The organism is Bacillus sp. THAF10, from assembly GCF_009363695.1.
GTDB lineage: Bacteria > Bacillota > Bacilli > Bacillales > Bacillaceae_I > Sutcliffiella_A.
On record NZ_CP045403.1, the window covers coordinates 2,716,156 to 2,734,157 of the forward strand.

The window sequence follows — 18,002 nt, forward strand, 5'->3', positions numbered from 1 at the left end:
TATTAAATTTTTTTTGAGAAAAAAATGAGGAAACATGTGAGTTGAAAGGAAATGTGCAAAAGGTGTAAAAATAGCACCTTACGTGGGTAAGGTGCTATGTTCATTTTATGAAAGATGTTGTTGTACAAGCTTATTAACTAGGCTACCGTCCGCTTTGCCTTTTACTTTAGGCATTAATGCTCCCATTACTTTACCCATATCAGCTTTAGAAGAAGCGTTCACATCGGCAATCGTCTGAATGATAATGCCCGAGAGTTCTTCTTCTGACATCTGCTCTGGCATATAATGCTGAACAATAGCGATTTCACCCTGTAATTTATGAACCAAGTCTTCACGACCGGCTTTTTCAAATTCTTGGAGGGAGTCTTTACGTTGCTTTAATTCACGAGACAATACGGTAAGTTCTTCCTCAGGGTTTAAGTCTCTGCCGTGTTTGATCGATTCGTTTTGAATCGAAGACTTCACCATTCTGAGTACGGAAAGCTTCTCTTTGTCTTTATCTTTCATGGCTTGTTTAATATCGTTATTTAAACGCTCGAGAAGACTCATTCTTACACCCTCTTGTTTTTGTTAAAATTTACGCTTTCTAGCAGCTTCAGACTTTTTCTTACGTCTTACGCTTGGCTTTTCATAGAATTCACGCTTTCTTGCTTCTTGCAACGTACCAGTCTTTGAAACGGAACGTTTAAAACGGCGAAGAGCATCTTCAAGCGATTCGTTTTTACGAACAACTGTTTTTGACATTCTAATTCCCTCCCTCCAGAACAACCACTAACATTTTCAGAAAACATGACCTATAAATGCAAAAAAGCATGTATAGAACATGTACTTACCAATTATAATATATTCACTATTTGCGGTCAACAATTATCAAGAAAACCACGTAAACAATCTGCATTATATGTTATTTCGATATAAGTTTAAGATGGTAGCCGCTTTGCTTGCAATAAGGTATTGAGACCTCCCAAGGTACAAGGGAATCGAAAGTTTTTCCCAATCCGGCAAGCCATCAGGAGTAAATAAATTAACATCTTTATAGAAACCAGTCATATCTCCAACAAACCAATCATGATCTCCATAGGTCCGCTGATCAACCACCTTGCACTCATAAGCTATGTAAGCTTCCTTTAAAATCGGTGCTTCTATTGTCTTTCCCTTTTCATACTCTAGATTTAACTCTTCGAATTTGTTGTCTTTTTTACCACTCAATGTGCCACTCTGTTGAATATAGTGAGCAAACCTCTCAGAAACAAAGTTAATGGCAAACGCTTTGGAGTTCTCCACTAAGTGATGGGTATAACGTTCTTTTGCAATGGCCACTCCATAGATTGGAGGATCGTAGGAAATATATGTGTGCCAGCCAGCAGCCATAATATTTTGCTTGCCATTCCAGTATGACGTTACGAGTGCTACCATACCAGGATAACTGTGCATAACGGTCTTTTCTGTCCATTTTCTCATCACACTGCTCCTTTTTCAGTCATTCTTGTCCACCTCACGCCATATATTTGGATAGAGGTGATGGGGCTTGTTTTCTATTATAACGTTAATGGCCATTTATTTAGCGATATTTTTAATTGGAATGACAGTAATGAGATCTGGTCTGTTTCAGTTATCGGAAGACAGAACAAAGGGAATACTGACCAAATTTACGAATTCACCCTGGAAGGGCTTAATGATTGGTATCGTGATTACAGGAGTATTGCAAAGCAGTTCGGCAGTAATGGTCATTACAGTTGGGCTTGTTGCAGCTGGTTACTTAAGTTTTTATCAAAGCATTGGCATTATGCTTGGCAGTAACATTGGCTCTACATTCATTACAGAATTAATCACTATAGACATTTCTCATTTCATTCTTCCGATGCTTGTTATCGGCTTTCTTTTTTTATTTTCTAAAAAGAAGCTTCCTTTTAGCTTTGGCTCAGCTTTGTTTGGGTTAGGTTGTTTATTTATTGCAATGGATGGCTTTGAATCCCTAGCGATGCCACTTGCTGCTTTTCCTGAAGTACAGGAATGGCTGACACGAACAAATTCTCATCACCTTTTTGGCGTAGGCATCGGAACTGTTCTGACTGGCATTATCCAATCAAGTTCTGCGACTACAGGCATAAGCATGAGCTTTCTAAATCATGATTTGTTGACACTGCCCGCCGCCATTGCTATTATGCTTGGCGCAAATATCGGGACATGTGTGACAGCGTTTTTAGCAAGCATTGGCTCTATTCGGGAGGCTAAATTAACGGCTTATGCGCACATTTGGTTAAATGTGTTGGGGGTCGCGTTGTTTTATCCGTTCATTCCATTTTTGAGTGGATTTGTTGAACTCTTATCTTCGAGTGCGGACGTCCAGTTAGCGCATTCAAGTTTATTGTTTAATATCCTTTGTTCGTTGCTCGCGTTGCCGTTTGTACGGCCGTTTGCGCGGTTTGTGGAGCGGGTGCATGGGTAGTTCTGGAGTGAGCGACTGAGGTGCTGGCTTGTCGTTACTAAAAAAATGAGTGTAAGATACGCTAAGAAACGTAAAGAATTCCGTTGAAAGTTGTCGAGTGTCTGATAAGCAAGCTATTTTGGCTGATAAATCTTCATTTCGGCTGATATTTCACCTAAGCACCACTAATGCAAAAAAAGCACTCTCCACCAACATGGAAAGTGCTTTTCATCATCTTAATAGTCGCTGTCTGCAGTTAAGCCTTTTACGATTGCGATACCAGAGCTTGCTCCGATACGTGTTGCGCCAGCTTCGATCATTTCTTCTGCACCTTTTGCGTCACGAACGCCTCCAGATGCTTTCACACCAATTTCTGGTCCTACTGTTTTTCTCATAAGGGCAATGTCAGCAACAGTTGCTCCACCTGTAGAGAAACCAGTAGAAGTTTTCACATAGTCCGCTCCCGCTTTTACAGCAATACGGCATGCTCTTTCTTTTTCTTCATTGGTTAACAAGCAAGTTTCGATGATAACTTTTGTAAGAGCACGGCCTTTTGCAGCTTCTACTACTGCACGGATGTCGCGCTCAACAAGCTCGTCATCTCCGTCTTTTAAAGCGCTGATGTTAATAACCATATCTACTTCTGTTGCACCGTTATCAATTGCATTTGTTGTTTCAAATGCTTTTACTTCTGGAGTGTTTGCTCCTAAAGGGAAACCAATAACTGTACAAACTTTTACGTTGCTACCTTCAAGTAACTCAGCTGATTTTTTCACCCAAGTTGGGTTAACGCATACGGATGCGAAATTATATTCTCTAGCCTCTTGGCAAAGGACTTCAATTTGTTCTTTTTTAGCGTCTTGTTTTAATAATGTATGATCAATCATTTCTCCAATGTTTGTGTGCATAATAATACTCCTTTCAAGTTAAGAGGTCTGACCTCTAACATCATAACATGTTTGTTTTTATTTTGCGAGTACAAACTTAGTATTTCCGTCAAATTATTTATACACGACAAAAAAGTGATTCCATATTAATGGAATCACTTTACCAAATTTCCTAAGAACTCAAACGAACCTTTTCTTCATCAAAGTGAGGCACATCCTCTAATACACGTACAAACTTTCCTTTGTTATAAGGATATCCAGCTTCCACGATTTTTACTTTGACTAGCTTGCCGACCATTTCTTCTGTCGCCGGGAACACTACCTTCAAATAGTTATCCGTATATCCAACATAAAGACCTGCTTCAGGATCTTCTTTGTAGACTTCTTCAGGAATAACTTCCAATACTTCGTTTTCAAAAAGGGAAGCATACTCTTTTGCAAGCTGATCAGATAGGGCAATCAAACGGTGTACTCGTTCGTTTTTCACTTCTTCATCTACCTGATCTGTCATTCTCGCAGCAGGTGTACCCGTACGTTTAGAGTATGGGAAAACGTGGAGTTCAGAAAACTTATGCTCCTTAATGAAGTTATAGGTTTCCATAAACTCTTCATGTGTTTCACCAGGGAAGCCAACGATAACGTCAGATGTAATGGCAAGACCCGGTAGTGCTTCTTTCAGACGATCCAAGCGCTCTGCAAAAAACTCCATCGTATACTTACGACGCATTCTTTTTAGAACAGTGTTTGATGCGGACTGAATTGGAATATGCAGATGACGAACAATTTTATCGGAGTTGTTTAGCACTTCGATCACTTCATCCGTAATTTGACTTGCTTCAATAGATGAAATACGAATTCGCTTTAAACCAGAAACTTTTTCGTCAAGTTCTCGAAGAAGCATGGCGAAATTGTAATCCTTCATGTCTTCTCCGTAACCACCTGTATGGATACCAGTTAGTACAATCTCTTTGTAGCCAGCATCGACTAGCTGTTGAGCTTGAGTGATTACTTCCTTTGGATCACGAGAGCGCATAAGACCGCGTGCCCAAGGAATGATACAGAAGGTACAGAAGTTGTTACAGCCCTCTTGTATTTTTAACGATGCACGTGTGCGGTCTGTAAAAGCAGGTACGTCCAACTCTTCGTAAACCCGTGCTTTCATGATGTTTCCAACACCATTAATTGGCTGGCGTTCTTGTTTGTACTGCTCAATATATTCAAGCATTTTCACACGATCTTGTGTACCTACGACAATATCTACCCCTGGAATAGCCATGATTTCCGCTGGAGAGGTTTGGGCGTAGCATCCTGTCACACAGATAACTGCATCGGGATTTTTACGGATCGCACGACGGATTACTTGCCTGCTTTTTTTATCTCCCGTATTGGTAACCGTACAGGTATTGATGACATACACATCAGAGGTGCCTTCAAATTCGGTACGCTCATAATTGTTTTCTTTGAAAAGCTGCCAAATTGCTTCGGTTTCATAATGGTTAACTTTACATCCTAGTGTGTGAAAGGCAACTGTTGGCATGTTTTCCACCTCACATTAATTCAAAATGGTACGAAATGGCGGCTAACGCATAAAGCGGAGCCGTTTCCGTTCTTAAAATTCTTGGCCCAAGAGCACATGCAATAAAGCCATGATCTACAAGTGTTGTGACTTCCTTTTCTGTTAGGCCACCTTCTGGACCAAACACAATAAGAATGGAATCACCCTGCTTCATGCTTTGGAGAGCGGTGGCGAATGCCGAACGCTCTCCCTGCTTTGCGCTTTCTTCATAGGCGACAATTTTATGGGTATATGTGTTGCTTTTCTCTAAAAGCTGGCTGAATGTGGCTGGGTCCTCTACTGCTGGGACCATGGAACGGTGTGATTGCTCTGCTGCTTCTTTGGCGATTTTGTTCCAGCGTTCCACTTTCTTTTTACCTTTTTTCTCATCAAATTTTACAATCGAACGAGCAGCATTAAAAGGGATAAACGACTCTGCTCCGAGTTCTGTTCCCTTTTGGATAACCAATTCGAATTTATCCCCTTTAGGCAGCCCGTTCGCAATGGTAATGCGTACTGGCATTTCCGTGTTAGCCTCTATCCATTCTACAATATGGACAACTACCAAATCATTGGTAATTTCAGCAATTTTACAAAGGGCTGTTTGTTTCGTTTCTGAGAGGCTGCAAAGAAGTTGATCACCCACGTTCATCCGCATGACCCGAAGAATATGATGCACATCTTCCCCAGTAATGGTAATGGATCTTTCCTCTATTTGATTAGAATCGATAAAATAACGTTGCAAGATTAATCACGCTTCCTTACGCTTCTTTTTTTGCAATAAAGGCAACCCAGTCTTCCATCATCATGGTTTCTTCAATTTTGAAGCCAGATTTAATAAGGGCATCTTTTACTTCCTGCTTTTTCATACTTATAATACCTGATGAGATAAACGTTCCACCATTTTCTAGGACGCGATACACATCATCTGTAAACCTGACTATCACTTCTGCAAGGATATTGGCAACAACGACATTTACAGGTCCATCGACATTTTTCAATAGATTGTTTTGTTTTACAGTTACAGTCGGATGCACTTTGTTTAGCTTAATATTAAGCTTAGCAGACTCAACTGCAACTTCATCTAAATCAAGTGCTAAAACCTCTTTTGCATCAAGCATGGCTGCTGCAATACTAAGTACACCAGAGCCAGTCCCAACGTCAATAACCTTATCCTGTGATTTTACCGTTCGTTCAATTGCCTGGATACATAATACCGTTGTCGGGTGTGTTCCAGTACCAAAGGCCATACCAGGATCGAGCTCGATAATTTTCTCATCCGTACTAACAGGTTCATATGTTTCCCAGGTTGGAACGATGGTAAACTTTTCAGAGATTTTTACTGGGTTATAGTATTTTTTCCATGCAGTAGCCCATTCTTCCTCATTGACTTCACTGATGGAAATTTTATTTAGTCCTAAATCGATGTCAAACACCAGCAAGTTGTTGATGGCATCCTTAATACCGTCTACCGTTTCTCCTAAAAAGCTGTTAACGGGAAGATACGCCTTCATAATGACGCCTTCGTCCGGATAATCATCTGGATTGAGTTGGTATATCTCACCGAATACATCTTCTCTTTCTTTAGTGAGATCGAATGGATCTTCAATAACAACACCAGAAGCACCTGCTTCATGAAGTATATTGGAAATAGGTTCAACTGCCTCATTTGTTGTATGGATACTAATTTCTGACCATTTCATTCATACCAACTCCAATCCATAATTGTAGCTTCTATTATTCACCTTTTAGAACACGTTTAACTTTTGCAAAGAAACTGTCTTCGTTTTCGTCAGGGGTTTGACCGCTAATTTCGGCAAACTCACGCATAAGCTGTTTTTGTTTCTCCGTCAATTTTGCAGGTGTTACCACACGAATTTTTATGTGTTGGTCGCCTTGACCATAGCCACGTACGTTGGCAATTCCTTTTCCTTTTAGACGGAAATTTGTTCCTGTTTGGGTTCCTGCAGGTACTTTTAATTTTACTTTCCCATGAAGGGTCGGTACCTCGACTTCATCACCAAGTGCTGCTTGAGCAAATGTGACTGGCATTTCGCAATAAACATCATCGCCATCACGCTCAAAGAATTCATGCCTGCGAACATGGAATACCACATAAAGGTCTCCAGCAGGTCCACCGTTCACACCCGCTTCCCCTTTACCTGCAACACGTAACTGTTGTCCTTCATCTACTCCAGCAGGGATATTTACTTTGATTTTGTTGCGTTTCTTTAACCGCCCAGTACCATGGCAAGTTCCGCATTTATTTGGAATCGATTTTCCAGTACCATTACACTTGGAGCATGTTCTTCTATTAACGATACGGCCAAACGGTGTGTTTTGCTCCACACTTTCCTGTCCTGTACCGCGGCAATTTGAACACGTTTCTACCTTTGTGCCAGGCTTCGCGCCACTTCCGTTACACGTATCACAGGACTCTTCTACTGGAATTTCAATCGTTGTTTCTTTACCGAAAGCCGCTTCTTCAAAGCTAAGTGTCATAGTGTATTGAAGGTCTGCACCTTGTCGAGGTGCATTCGGGTCACGACGTCTTCTGCCGCCACCTTGGCCACCAAAAAATGTTTCAAAAATATCCTCAAAGCCGAATCCACCACCAAAGTCAGCACCACCACCAAATCCTTGGTTAGGATCTGTGTGTCCGAATTGGTCGTAATGTGCTTTTTTACGTTCGTCACTTAGGACTTCATACGCTTCTTTGATTTCTTTGAATTTGTCAGCAGCATCCGCTTCTTTATTAATGTCTGGATGGTATTGTTTGGATAGCTTGCGGTAAGCTTTTTTTATTTCTTCTTTCGACGCGCTTTTACTGACGCCAAGCACTTCATAGTAATCGCGTTTACTCATAAATACCCACTCCCGTTTCATTTCACATAAAGGTTATTGTATCACTGTAAAGCTAGAAAAAGCAATAAAAGTTCACTTGCAACTTACATTAAACAATCTGTTAAACGGTGCGATGATTTCCGCAAAATGGCTGCGCGTCCGGGAGCCTCCTTAGGCTTTTGCCTTGCGTGGTCTCCCGAGACACGCTATTTCCCGAGAAGAGCCTTCGCCATTTTGCTCTAATCATCTGCTGAAAACTTAATGTCCCAACTTTCTTCTTTACGGTCATACATAAAAAGAAAGCCAAAGCCACGGCTTTGACTTTCTTTTGTTCACTTATCAAAAGTCCGGGGACTCTTTTTATTTCTTGTCGTCGTTTACTTCTTCGTACTCTGCATCTACAACGTTGTCGTCTTTTGCAGATTCGCCTTCTGCACCTTCAGCCGCTTGTTGCGCTTGTGCAGCTTGCTCATATAGCTTCATGGAAAGCTGTTGAACGATTTCTTGAAGCGCATCCTTTTTCGTGCGGATTTCTTCTAGGTCACCTTTTTCAATCGCAGCTTTAAGTTCTTCTTTTGCAGCTTCTGCTTTCTTCACTTCTTCTTCTTCCACTTTGCCTTCAAGGTCTTTTAGTGTTTTTTCCGTAGTGAATACTAGCTGATCTGCTTCATTGCGAAGCTCTACTTCTTCCTTACGCTTTTTATCTGCATCGGCATTTTCTTCTGCTTCTTGAACCATGCGGTTGATTTCGTCCTCAGAAAGACCTGAAGAAGATTTGATCGTGATAGTTTGTTCTTTGTTTGTTCCAAGGTCTTTCGCACGTACGTTTACGATACCATTTTTATCAATATCAAAAGATACCTCAATCTGTGGTACACCACGTGGTGCAGAAGGAATATCTGCTAATTGGAAACGACCTAGTGTTTTGTTGTCGTTTGCCATTGGGCGCTCCCCTTGTAGTACGTGGATGTCAACTGCAGTTTGGTTGTCTGCTGCTGTAGAGAACACTTGGGACTTACTTGTTGGAATTGTCGTGTTTCTTTCAATAAGCTTTGTAAATACGCCACCCATTGTTTCAATTCCGAGCGATAGTGGAGTTACATCAAGTAGGACAACGTCTTTCACGTCACCAGTTAATACTCCACCTTGAATTGCTGCACCTAGGGCAACAACTTCATCAGGGTTTACCCCTTTGTGTGGATCTTTTCCAGTTTCTTTCTTGATAGCATCCTGTACTGCTGGGATACGAGTTGATCCACCAACTAGGATAACTTTATCAAGCTCTGAAGCAGAAATTCCTGCATCTTGTAATGCTTGACGAACAGGTCCCATTGTACGTTCTACTAGACCAGAAGTAAGGTCATCAAATTTCGCACGAGATAAACTAACTTCTAAGTGAAGTGGTCCAGCTTCTCCTGCTGTGATGAAAGGTAAGGAAATTTGCGTGTTCGTAACACCTGAAAGATCCTTTTTCGCTTTTTCAGCCGCATCTTTCAAGCGTTGTAACGCCATTTTATCTTTTGAAAGGTCGATGCCATTTTCTTTTTTGAATTCTGCTACAAGGTAGTCGATGATTACTTGGTCAAAGTCATCTCCACCAAGGCGATTGTCACCAGCAGTAGAACGAACTTCAAACACACCGTCTCCAAGCTCTAATACGGAAACGTCAAACGTACCGCCACCAAGGTCGTATACAAGGATCGTTTGGTCTTCATCCATTTTGTCAAGGCCGTATGCAAGTGCAGCAGCTGTTGGCTCGTTGATGATACGCTCTACTTCAAGACCTGCAATTTTACCAGCATCTTTCGTCGCTTGACGCTCTGCATCGTTGAAGTATGCAGGAACCGTGATAACTGCTTTCGAAACAGTTTCACCAAGGTACTCTTCTGCATAGCTCTTTAAGTGTTGAAGGATGATAGCAGAAACCTCTTGTGGAGAATATTCTTTTCCTTCTACTTCTACTTTATAGTCTGTACCCATGTGACGCTTTACAGATTGAATCGTGTTAGGGTTTGTGATAGATTGGCGTTTTGCTACTTCTCCAACTTGACGCTCGCCGTTTTTAAAAGCAACAACCGATGGAGTTGTTCTATTACCTTCTGGATTTGGAATTACTTTTGGTTCGCCGCCTTCTAGGACAGCCACACATGAGTTTGTAGTACCTAAGTCAATACCGATGATTTTACTCATTTTGATTTCCTCCTATTGCAAAATATGTAGTCTCTATTTTTTTATTGCTTTACTTTTACCATAGATGGTCTAATTACGCGATCTTTCAGCTTGTAGCCTTTTTGGAATTCTTCTAAAACTGTATTGGATTCCCCTTCCCCTTCTTCTACCTGCATGACTGCCTGGTGAAGATGTGGGTCAAATTGTTGTCCAACAGCCTCAATCGCTTCAAGGCCTTCCGTTTTCAGCGCTTCTGCTAATTGACGGTGTACCATTTCCATTCCTTGAAGGAAGGATAAAATCTTTTCATCCTCAGAGTTTACTTTAAGCGCACGCTCAAAGTTATCAAGGGCAGGAAGTATATCTGTAACAAGATTTTGTGCACGATATTTTTGTGCAGCCTCTTGGTCAAGTTTCACACGACGACGGAAGTTATCAAAGTCTGCTTGTAAGCGAAGAAGACGGTTTTCTTTATCTTCCAATTTTGCCTCAAGCTCTGCAATTTTCTGTTCTTGTGCAGTAATCTCGACTTCCTCTACCGTTTCTGTTTCTTCCATTGTTTCTGTTTCAGTCACAGGTTGTTCTTGATCATTCACTACTTCTTCAGATTCTACAGTTGCTGTTTTCTTGTCGTTTGCCAATGATTTCACCTCCCTTAAGTGTTCTTTCTTGGTGTTTAGACATTATCGTAGGACGGAGCGGTCACCCCGTCCTAAGTGTATCTGACAATAATCAATATCTCCATGGTTATTCCTTTTGATACAGTTTATGGACCGCTTGTGTAAGATCAGCGCTCACTAATTGCAGCAAGCTAATAACACGAGAATATTCCATTCGAGTAGGTCCCAATAGTGCAATGGTTCCTAACTGTTCAGGACCTAATGAATAGGTAGCTGAGATAATACTGCAGCCCTCCATCCCAGGAATATTGTTTTCACTGCCAATTTTCACAGATATTCCAGCTTCTTTCGCTCTAATATGCTGCGTAAGGTCTTTGCCTTGCTCAATCAATAACATAAGCGAACGAATCTTATTAATATCATTAAATTCAGGCTGTGAAAGCATATTGGTTTTTCCACCAAAAAACACCTTATCCTGCTCTTCCATGTAAAGGGTAGAGCTTAAGGACTTTAAAATGTTTTCATAGCTTCCTATATGAGATCGTAAAAGAGTTGCCACTTCTTTATATAAGCGGTTAATCAATTCTGACAGCGGCACTCCAACTAAACGTTCATTCAGTATGTTGACCATCTTTTGAATGTCAGCGGAATCCATATTCGCAGGAAGGGTAAACAAACGATTTTCCACATGACCAGTGTCTGTAACAATAATAGCCACAGCCTGTTCAGTATTGATGGGAACAATCTGAATGTTTTTCAAGCGATGTTCCCGTGCACCAGGACCAAGAATAATGGATGTATACTTCGTTAAGTCAGATAGGATTTGGGCGGACTTTTGAACGGTTTTCTCCAGTTCATAAATCTGCTCTCTAAAAATAGACTTGATTTCAAATACATCTCGTTTTGTCAGTCTTTCTGGTGACAACATATGATCAACATAATATCGATAACCTTTTTCTGACGGGACCCTTCCTGAAGAAGTATGGGTTTTTTCAATAAACCCTAGCTCTTCTAAATCTGCCATTTCATTTCTTATGGTCGCTGAACTAAAAGAAATCTCATCCTTTTTAGAGAGAGTTCTAGAACCAACAGGCTGGGCAGATTGAATAAAGTCGTCAATGATAACCTGTAATACTAACAATTGTCGTTCTGTAAGCACTCAGCATCACCTCTGTTAGCACTCCTATCAAACGAGTGCTAATTCTATAAATAAATTACCAAATACCTATTCACATGTCAATCAAGAAACGCTTGAAAAACTTCGTTGCCTAAAAATTTCCCTTGTCTAGTTAGGCGGATATGGCCATCTTTTCGTTCTAATAAGCCTTTTTTAAGGTTGTCCTCTATCGGATTCTTAAAGATATCCATTACATTTTCTTGGAATTTTTCTTTAAAATGCGACTCTGAGACACCTTTTACTTTTCTTAGTCCTAAGAACATTTCTTCTTCCATACTCTCTACTTTTGTCACAGAATGGGTTTCTTTATATGGAAATCCGGAATCCTCTATGGCATCCATGTATTTTTTTAGTGGTCCATGATTGGCTATTCTCTGCCCTTCGACGAATCCGTGTGCTCCCGCACCAATGCCAAAGTACTCTTCATTATTCCAGTACGTAATATTGTGCTTACTTTCCAGTCCTACTTTGGCAAAATTGGAGATTTCATATTGCTCATATCCGTTACCCGCCATTTCATCCAACAAAACCTCATACATTTCCGCTTCTTCTTCCTGCGTTGGAAGGGGGAGTTTCCCTTTGTTCATTAAATTGTAGAAGACGGTTTTCGGTTCAATGATTAAGGAATAGGCCGAATAGTGCTCCATTTCTAAAGCAAGAGCGGTCGTTAATGTATCTTTAAAATCAGAAACAGTTTGATCTGGAAGGCTGTAGATTAAATCAATGCTGATATTTTCAAACCCTGCTTTTCTCGCAGAATGGATGGACGTGAAAACATCCTCTTTTCTATGCGAGCGTCCGATTCTCTTTAAAAGATCATCATTAAAGCTCTGCACCCCAAGGCTCAGCCGATTCACGCCGCCAGCTTTTAAGATTTTGAGCTTCTCTAATGACAGCTCTCCAGGATTACCTTCGAAGGTGTACTCAGATAGTTGCGCAACCGGAAAATAGCGCTGAATCGATTCCAGAAACGTAGCCAGTTGCTTTTCATTTAGCGCCGTTGGTGTTCCTCCCCCAACAAAAATGGTTTCTAGATCTTTAGGTGAATGGTTGGCAACGGTATGCTTCATTTCCATATCCATATAAGACAAATATTCATCCACAGGCTGATTTTTCAAAAACACTTTATTGAAATCACAATAATGACAAATATGGTGGCAAAATGGGATATGGAAATATGCGGATTTGATCATGTATATCACACTTTCTTTCATTTAAGATAGAAAAATACCGCAGTCTGCCTGCGGTATCTCCTTTTTACTTTTGGCTGTTTTCGCAAACTTTGTTGCTACTGCGTATAGTTAAGACACCCGTCATCACCGTTACTGTCGTGCTCTTTTCGTGAAGGGAGAGTTAACTATGTGGCAATTTCCCTTTACTTCATGACTGGAAAAAGTCTTAGAGCCGACTTTTTCCTAGTTAATAGCAACAATCTTATAGAAAAGAGCCTTACTTTTTGTTTCCATTGTCATCCATCTTAAGGACAGCCATGAATGCTTCTTGTGGCACTTCTACAGAACCTACCTGCTTCATGCGCTTTTTCCCTTCTTTTTGCTTATCTAAAAGCTTACGTTTACGGGAGATATCCCCACCATAACATTTTGCAAGTACGTTTTTACGCATCGCTTTAATGTTGGATCTTGCCACAACTTTTTGACCAATCGTCGCTTGAATTGGCACTTCGAATTGTTGTCTTGGAATAAGCTCTTTCAGCTTTTCCACAATAATCTTCCCGCGATCATACGCAGAATCTCTGTGTACGATAAAGGATAAGGCATCCACTTTCTCACTGTTTAATAGAATATCCATTTTCACAAGCTTGGATGGTTTATAGCCAATTAATTCATAATCAAAGGAAGCATAGCCTTTTGTATTCGATTTTAGCGCATCAAAGAAATCATACACAATTTCTGCTAATGGAATTTCATAGATAACACTTACACGGATATCGTCTAAGTATTGCATGTCGATAAAGTTTCCGCGTTTTTCCTGAGCAAGCTCCATCACCGCTCCAACGTAATCGTTTGGAACCATGATCGTGGCTTTTACATACGGCTCTTCTACTCGATCTATCGTTTGTGGATCTGGCATGTTAGACGGGTTGTCCACGCGCAGCTCCTCACCGTCTGTTAAATGCACATGATAGATAACAGAAGGTGCTGTTGTAATTAGATCAATATTAAATTCACGCTCGATTCGCTCCTGGATAATTTCCATGTGAAGAAGTCCAAGGAATCCACAACGGAAACCAAACCCGAGGGCTTGAGAGGTTTCTGGCTCATATTGAAGGGCAGAATCGTTCAGTTCTAGCTTCTCCAATGCTTCACGTAAATCGTTAAATTTCGCAGAGTCAATTGGATACAGTCCACAGAATACCATTGGGTTTAATTTTCGATACCCAGGTAGCGGCTCCGTTGCTCTATTTTTCGCATGGGTAATCGTATCACCCACACGTGTATCTCCAACATTCTTAATGGAAGCAGTCAAAAATCCTACATCCCCAACCGTTAGCTCGTCCAGCTGGACAGCTTTAGGAGTGAACACCCCTACTTCATTTACTTCGAATTCTTTGCCAGTAGCCATCATGCGGATTTTATCGCCAACCTTAACCGTACCTTCAACCACACGGATGTAAGCTACAACACCGCGATACGGGTCAAAAAGACTGTCAAAAATCAGCGCTTTTAATGGTGCATCAGGATCTCCTTGAGGTGCAGGGATTTTTTGAACTACCTGCTCTAGGATTTCTCCGATACCAATGCCTGCCTTTGCACTTGCAAGGACCGCGTCCGATGCATCAAGGCCAATCACATCTTCAATTTCCTGACGTACGCGCTCTGGTTCTGCACTTGGTAGATCAATTTTATTAATAACTGGCATAATTTCAAGGTCATTATCCAGTGCCAAATACACATTTGCCAAGGTTTGTGCTTCAATTCCTTGTGCCGCATCTACTACAAGGACTGCCCCCTCACAGGCTGCAAGGCTTCTTGAAACCTCATATGTAAAGTCGACATGACCTGGTGTATCAATAAGATGGAAGATATACTCTTCTCCATCGTTTGCTTTATAGCGTAATTGCACAGCATTTAATTTAATCGTAATTCCACGTTCGCGCTCTAGGTCCATGGAATCCAATAGTTGGTTTTTCATTTCCCTTTGCGTTAAAGCAGCCGTTTTTTCAAGGATTCGGTCTGCAAGGGTTGATTTACCATGATCAATATGAGCGATGATGGAAAAGTTTCTAATTTTTGATTGTCGTTTTAAGCGTTCTTCTCTGTTCATTATCTATATTCACTCCTACACTTTCGAAAACGTACACTATTTCTGATTATATCAATACCAATGACAAGATTCAATGAAATAAAAAAAGCTTCCACTCGCCAATTGTTGGGCAAGTAGAAGCTTTTCCTTTATTCATTCATTTTTTCCTCCATCGTCTCTTCCACCTTGTTAAAAATTCCATTCATCATTCCAGTCATTCCATCGGCCAGTTTTTTTCCAGTGGAGGATAGGATATTATGACCTTTAATATCTTCAAGCTTTTGCTGCTTCGCCTTCATGTCCTGATTGTTGGATTGTGTTCCTAAAAAGGAAATGTTCTCAGAGGATTCCACCACATGAAAAACCTCACCACTAAATGCAGGATCATCATAGCCCTTCATCTTGCGCATGCCTTCATTTGCTTGCTTCATCCCAAGAAGCACTCCAAGAAAGAGCACAAACGAGATAAACAGACACTTTAGCATAAATCTTTTCATCGTACTTCCCACCTTTCTTTATTGCGCCTCACCTTCAGGTTCTCCATCCACTTTTTCAGCCTGCCAGTAAATTTCACTAAACACATCGGCAAAAATTTCAATAGTACGGAACATCTCTTCAAAAGTATTGTCCACTCCGCCAACTTCTATAAGCAATGCATTAGGAGAAAGATCCTGATTGTATTTTCCGTTTTTGCCAGCACCGGTAGGTTCTATCAACCCTTTACTCAACCCAGGATATTTTGCCTCCAATTTTTTATGAATTTCGTTAGCCAATTTCTGATTTTTATCAAAGTTAGGATTTTTTGTGCCAATTACAAAATAGAGCTTTGCATAGGATTTTCCATCTATCGTTATAGTTGTAAGGTCTCTTCTTGCAGAATCACGGTGCACATCAATAAGGTAGTTAAGATCCTGATTAGTATTCATAACTTCTTTGACAATTGGTCTTGTAACATCATAGGATTGCCCATACACCCAGCCCTTGTTACTTAATTCAAGAGCGGTATCAGTTGTGTCGATATCCGTTCCAATTCCCCGCTGAATTAGAGATTCTTGAAGCCTTTTTCCTACCCGTGTTATATTGACTTCCTTGTGGCTAGCAGCGTTCGGATTTGTTACTCCCTTCAAATAAGGAAGAAACGATTCTCTCGAATGGGAATGATAAATGAACACTGTCCGCTTGTCACCAGTCGTTTGTGCAGGCGGTGGTGTATTTGAATCCTCTTCTTCCTCAATTTCTACAACAGAAGCCTCTCTTTCCGCTAACAACACTTCCATTGGCGGGGAGGATTCAATGGGGATGTCGGTATAGTTAACTCCTGAGCCTGCCACTAAAATTTCTCCATCAAAGAGTGAGAAGCCAGGAATAACATTTCTAATCATGCTTCTAGGGTCGTCCAAATTTAAGCTAGTAGTTAGTTCAAATAAAGCAGTAGCAAAGTCTGGTGTTTTTGCTTCCTCTGAAAAGTCTTGCGTGAAATATGCATTTGCATAGCCAAAAATAAACAGCAACGAGTCACCCTTTATTTTTTTGGAGAATTCATGGATGGAGCTTGATGTGACCCGGTACTCTGGTTTTAGAGAGGTCATGACTCCGGATACCGCGAACAAGAGAAAAAATCCGATAATTGCTGCGACGATTGCTTTTTTAATGCTTGTCCCATTTACTGTTACGACGACGTGCGAGGAGCGGTAGCCCTTCATTTTCTCACCCTTTCACATACTTGTTGCTACTATATGTATGTGAAAGGGGAAAAAGATAGAACTATGATGCTTAGTGGGTATAAGCGTCTACATTTCCTTGGTGCACATGATAATGCAGCGCCGAGTTTAAGCCTTCTGCCACAACATTTGCCATGTCCTCAATAAAATCGTCCACTTCTTTAGGCGTAACCATGAGATTATGTCCAAGTGGCGAGAGCACTTCATGAATGAGTTTCCTTTTCTCCTGTTCTTCAAGCGTTCCTACAATACCAAGGAAGTTTTTACGATGTTCTTCCCCAGGTAGGTCTTCTTCAGTTAGCGTTCTTTTTTCTCCAAAGGTCATTCCAGCCGGGGCAAGGGATCTTGAAGGGCTATCTCCTTCTCTCATCTCTTTGCCAAAATGCTTTAAAATAAAGTCAATCGTATCACTTGCCATCGACACTGCATCTACCACGGTCGGAATTCCAATTGCGATTACAGGGATCCCAATTGTTTCAAGGCTCAATTCTTTTCGTTTGTTACCTACACCTGAGCCAGGATGAATGCCAGTGTCAGAGATTTGAATGGTAGCATTCACTCGCTCAATGGATCGTGCTGCCAACGAATCAATGGCAATGATAAAATCAGGCTTTGTTTTCTCGACCACTCCTGTGATAATGTCACTTGTTTCTATTCCGGTAATTCCCATCACACCCGGAATGATCGCACTTACTGGTCGAAAGCCATCCTGAACTGATTCTGGTTGAAGTTTAAAAAGATGACTTGTAATTAACAGATTCTCACAAACCAATGGACCAAGTGCGTCAGGTGTGACATTGGAATTTCCTAATCCAACAACAAGACATGATGCATCCTTAGAAATATTCAAGGAATTTAAAAAGGCGCTAAATTCCTTCGCAAACACTACCTCCACATTTTTTTGTAAATCCGAATCCTTCTGTCTAATTCCCACTGTTTCGAGCGTTAAATAATTCCCTTGCTTTTTCCCGGTCATTTCCGCTCCTTTTTCAGAAATCGTTACTGTGACAACCTTCAAGCCGTTTTCATCACGTTCTTTGACTACCACACCTTCAATTGTTGAAACTGGTTCGGTATTTGGGTTCTCCTTATTTTGTTTATCCACGGCCATTTGATTAGCTTCAATTGCTAGGTCCGTTCTCACTTGATATTTGCTTAAATCCAGGGGTTGAGCTTGATTCATGGTTACTCCTCCATTACTTCCAAAATTTAGTTTTATTTTGACCTAGTAACCATTTTTCATGCATTCAAAAATCCGTTTGCCTGTTTAAAGAAAATTACCTTGACTCCCTATTGCATAATGAACTTGTATTTGATAAAATATCTCTTGTTCTCAT

At 40.8% G+C, this 18,002-nt stretch carries 17 protein-coding genes; 1 reads left to right on the forward strand and 16 read right to left on the reverse strand.

Annotation, left to right across the window (positions count from 1 at the left end; genetic code table 11):
• Positions 1-105 precede the first annotated feature (105 nt).
• The 3 genes from FIU87_RS14260 to FIU87_RS14270 form a co-directional block, all read right to left on the reverse strand.
• On the reverse strand, positions 106-549 hold the full coding sequence (locus FIU87_RS14260; protein ID WP_152445211.1) for a GatB/YqeY domain-containing protein: 444 nt from the start codon (positions 547-549) through the stop codon (positions 106-108).
• Positions 550-570: 21 nt separating this feature from the next.
• Entirely contained in the window at positions 571-744 is a 174-nt protein-coding gene (gene rpsU, locus FIU87_RS14265) for a 30S ribosomal protein S21 (protein WP_010196218.1), read from the reverse strand.
• Positions 745-897: 153 nt separating this feature from the next.
• On the reverse strand, positions 898-1,461 hold the full coding sequence (locus FIU87_RS14270; protein WP_152445212.1) for a flavin reductase family protein: 564 nt from the start codon (positions 1,459-1,461) through the stop codon (positions 898-900).
• Positions 1,462-1,528: 67 nt separating this feature from the next.
• Between FIU87_RS14270 and FIU87_RS14275 the strand changes: the two genes are divergently transcribed.
• Positions 1,529-2,449 carry a Na/Pi symporter gene (locus tag FIU87_RS14275; protein WP_253905427.1) on the forward strand — a complete coding sequence of 307 codons (921 nt, stop codon included), beginning with the start codon at positions 1,529-1,531 and terminating at the stop codon, positions 2,447-2,449.
• Positions 2,450-2,664: 215 nt separating this feature from the next.
• On the opposite strand, the gene deoC is transcribed toward FIU87_RS14275, so the two are convergent.
• From deoC to gpr, 13 genes are all read right to left on the reverse strand, one after another.
• Positions 2,665-3,336 (reverse strand): deoxyribose-phosphate aldolase, encoded by a 672-nt coding sequence (gene deoC / locus FIU87_RS14280; RefSeq protein WP_152445213.1) that lies wholly within the window; start codon positions 3,334-3,336, stop codon positions 2,665-2,667.
• Between the two features lie 151 nt (positions 3,337-3,487).
• Positions 3,488-4,852, reverse strand: a complete 1,365-nt coding sequence (gene mtaB, locus FIU87_RS14285) for a tRNA (N(6)-L-threonylcarbamoyladenosine(37)-C(2))-methylthiotransferase MtaB (protein ID WP_152445214.1) — start codon at positions 4,850-4,852, stop codon at positions 3,488-3,490.
• Between the two features lie 10 nt (positions 4,853-4,862).
• Positions 4,863-5,615 (reverse strand): 16S rRNA (uracil(1498)-N(3))-methyltransferase, encoded by a 753-nt coding sequence (locus tag FIU87_RS14290; protein ID WP_152445215.1) that lies wholly within the window; start codon positions 5,613-5,615, stop codon positions 4,863-4,865.
• Positions 5,616-5,631: 16 nt separating this feature from the next.
• On the reverse strand, positions 5,632-6,573 hold the full coding sequence (gene prmA, locus FIU87_RS14295; RefSeq protein WP_152445216.1) for a 50S ribosomal protein L11 methyltransferase: 942 nt from the start codon (positions 6,571-6,573) through the stop codon (positions 5,632-5,634).
• A 34-nt stretch (positions 6,574-6,607) separates the two neighbouring features.
• Positions 6,608-7,735 carry a molecular chaperone DnaJ gene (gene dnaJ, locus FIU87_RS14300; protein WP_152445217.1) on the reverse strand — a complete coding sequence of 376 codons (1,128 nt, stop codon included), beginning with the start codon at positions 7,733-7,735 and terminating at the stop codon, positions 6,608-6,610.
• Between the two features lie 339 nt (positions 7,736-8,074).
• The gene (dnaK, locus tag FIU87_RS14305) at positions 8,075-9,904 is read right to left on the reverse strand and encodes a molecular chaperone DnaK (RefSeq protein WP_152445218.1); all 1,830 of its coding nucleotides are present in this window, start codon (positions 9,902-9,904) and stop codon (positions 8,075-8,077) included.
• 41 nt (positions 9,905-9,945) lie between these two features.
• On the reverse strand, positions 9,946-10,524 hold the full coding sequence (grpE, locus tag FIU87_RS14310; protein ID WP_152445219.1) for a nucleotide exchange factor GrpE: 579 nt from the start codon (positions 10,522-10,524) through the stop codon (positions 9,946-9,948).
• Positions 10,525-10,630: 106 nt separating this feature from the next.
• Complete coding sequence (hrcA, locus tag FIU87_RS14315; protein ID WP_152445220.1) at positions 10,631-11,662, reverse strand: heat-inducible transcriptional repressor HrcA; 1,032 nt, start codon at positions 11,660-11,662, stop codon at positions 10,631-10,633.
• Between the two features lie 77 nt (positions 11,663-11,739).
• On the reverse strand, positions 11,740-12,873 hold the full coding sequence (gene hemW / locus FIU87_RS14320) for a radical SAM family heme chaperone HemW (RefSeq protein WP_152445221.1): 1,134 nt from the start codon (positions 12,871-12,873) through the stop codon (positions 11,740-11,742).
• A gap of 256 nt (positions 12,874-13,129) precedes the next feature.
• Entirely contained in the window at positions 13,130-14,965 is a 1,836-nt protein-coding gene (lepA, locus tag FIU87_RS14325; protein WP_152445222.1) for a translation elongation factor 4, read from the reverse strand.
• A 128-nt stretch (positions 14,966-15,093) separates the two neighbouring features.
• Positions 15,094-15,441: a DUF3679 domain-containing protein gene (locus FIU87_RS14330; RefSeq protein WP_152445223.1), complete on the reverse strand. Its 348-nt coding sequence runs from the start codon at positions 15,439-15,441 to the stop codon at positions 15,094-15,096.
• A gap of 18 nt (positions 15,442-15,459) precedes the next feature.
• Positions 15,460-16,647: a stage II sporulation protein P gene (spoIIP, locus tag FIU87_RS14335; RefSeq protein WP_152445224.1), complete on the reverse strand. Its 1,188-nt coding sequence runs from the start codon at positions 16,645-16,647 to the stop codon at positions 15,460-15,462.
• 70 nt (positions 16,648-16,717) lie between these two features.
• A complete protein-coding gene (gene gpr / locus FIU87_RS14340; protein ID WP_152445225.1) occupies positions 16,718-17,848 on the reverse strand; it encodes a GPR endopeptidase in 1,131 nt (376 codons plus the stop codon).
• Positions 17,849-18,002 lie beyond the last annotated feature (154 nt).